The 1,353-nt window shown below is 38.7% G+C and carries 2 protein-coding genes and 1 pseudogene; 2 read left to right on the forward strand and 1 reads right to left on the reverse strand.

What is annotated here, in order from left to right; translation table 11 throughout:
• The first annotated feature begins 117 nt into the window (after positions 1–117).
• Positions 118–615 carry an abortive infection system antitoxin AbiGi family protein gene (locus H5200_RS23130; RefSeq protein WP_182762826.1) on the forward strand — a complete coding sequence of 166 codons (498 nt, stop codon included), beginning with the start codon at positions 118–120 and terminating at the stop codon, positions 613–615.
• Positions 612–956, forward strand: a complete 345-nt coding sequence (locus H5200_RS24525; protein ID WP_404936385.1) for an abortive infection system antitoxin AbiGi family protein — start codon at positions 612–614, stop codon at positions 954–956. Before H5200_RS23130 ends, H5200_RS24525 begins: the two co-directional genes overlap by 4 nt.
• Before the next feature lie 81 nt (positions 957–1,037).
• On the opposite strand, the pseudogene H5200_RS24225 reads toward H5200_RS24525, so the two are convergent.
• Positions 1,038–1,333 (reverse strand): annotated as a pseudogene (locus tag H5200_RS24225) (hypothetical protein); the annotation flags it as partial.
• Positions 1,334–1,353 lie beyond the last annotated feature (20 nt).

The following is a 1,353-nucleotide window of genomic DNA, read 5'->3' on the forward strand; positions in this document are numbered from 1 at the left end:
GCTATGTTTATTCATGTTAGCCTCTGCTGTTTAGTTAATTGATAAACTAATTATGGCTCTGGCTTTGAATTAAGCTAACCCACGAAAAGCGGAGGCTAACACCGTGTGGGAGTCATTATGTCTATGTGGTTCTCGAGTTTGGTGGTATTAATTATGAGTAAAAATAAAAGTCTATATCCAGAGATTTTATTCCATTTCTGCAGTCGAGAAGCAATGTTTGGTATCTTAAAAAATACGTTCAGAATCTCATATGCTAGAGAAAAAATAATTGGAACAAGTCGGTCAAGAGAAATTGGAGTTCCAATGGTTTCGTTTTGTGACCTAAAATTGTCTGAAGTTAGTAGCCATATGAGTAAATATGGTCATTATGGTATTGGCTTGACTAAGGAGTGGGCAAATCGAAATGGACTCAATCCTGTTCTTTATATCAGCCAGCACTCACCCTTTACAGAAGGGCTTATCAAAGGTTTAGATGGCATTCACGCTCACCGCAGAAAGTTCGAAGAAAGTGGTGATTATGATGAACTTACCACAGATTATATGAATATTTTTAACACTTATCGTTTTGTTAAAAATTATGAAGCACCTCTTCAAAGAAAGGGTCATGAAAAATAGAGAAATACAGGTTTGCTGATGAGCGTGAATGGCGTTATGTACCACCACTAGATAACAGCTCGTTATCTCTCTCTATCAATAATAGCTCTTCGATAGCTCCATTTGTTCCTATTAGTTCGATCAAGACTGAAAAACAGAAAAGAGAATTAAACTCCTCAATTAGTCATATTGGACTTCATTTTGAACCTGAAGACATTAGGTATTTAATTGTTGAGCGAGATGATGAAATTTCGGAATTGATAACTCACCTTGAAGAGGTCAAAGGACGTTTTAATCAACAAACTCGCGATCGACTAAAAAGTCGTATATTAACCGCAGAGCAAATCAACTTAGATATATAAAACAACCACATAATCGGGTAGCCGGAGGTCTCTAACCTCCAGCCCCCACACCACCCATCATGCGGGTCCGCAATGGGCGGTTCATCTCCCGTAGTGAATATTGATCCAAATATCTCTTAATGACGCTAAACCTTGTGAAGCTAAGTAATCATTGCCTAATGCAATGTTAATTCCTTTTGTTTTTGAGCTTCTACAAGGGCCTTCGCTTCCAAGCGCCTACTTTTGGTACTGGTGATACCACAGGCTATGGCGAGTCTCTCACTGACCCCTAATTTCATTAAACTGCGTACTTTAGTGCGTGCTATTTTTTATAAAGAGCGCCACTGCCGCCAGTAGCACATTCTTATCCTACGGCGGATCCAGTGATCTAAATCCACCGTTAGCTAATTAAAATAAA

This window comes from Pseudoalteromonas sp. SG43-7, from assembly GCF_014164295.1.
Lineage (GTDB): Bacteria > Pseudomonadota > Gammaproteobacteria > Enterobacterales > Alteromonadaceae > Pseudoalteromonas > Pseudoalteromonas rhizosphaerae.